The 301-nt window shown below is 49.2% G+C and carries 2 rRNA genes; both read left to right on the top strand.

The annotated features are described in order from the left end of the window. A 23S ribosomal RNA gene (locus MES37_RS24640) occupies window positions 1-92 on the top strand; the annotation flags it as partial. A gap of 114 nt (window positions 93-206) precedes the next feature. Next, window positions 207-301: ribosomal RNA gene (gene rrf, locus MES37_RS24635) — 5S ribosomal RNA — on the top strand; the annotation flags it as partial.

The following is a 301-nucleotide window of genomic DNA, read 5'->3' as shown; positions in this document are numbered from 1 at the left end:
AACGTTGAAGACTACGACGTTGATAGGCTGGGTGTGTAAGCGTAGCGATACGTTGAGCTAACCAGTACTAATGATCCGTGAGGCTTAACCTTACAACACCGAAGGTGTTTTGGTTGAGAGACTATGACATTTGATTTTCAGCTTGAACCGAGATTTTAAGTCAATGGTTACAGATAAGACTGTGACGGTTGATGAAACAGAATATGCCTGGCGGCACTAGCGCGGTGGTCCCACCTGACCCCATGCCGAACTCAGAAGTGAAACGCCGTAGCGCCGATGGTAGTGTGGGGTCTCCCCATGC

This window comes from Buttiauxella sp. S19-1 (genome assembly GCF_022134725.1).
GTDB lineage: Bacteria > Pseudomonadota > Gammaproteobacteria > Enterobacterales > Enterobacteriaceae > Buttiauxella > Buttiauxella ferragutiae.
The sequence above is the reverse complement of the archived record's forward strand: the minus strand, read 5'-3'. Positions and strand labels throughout refer to the sequence as shown.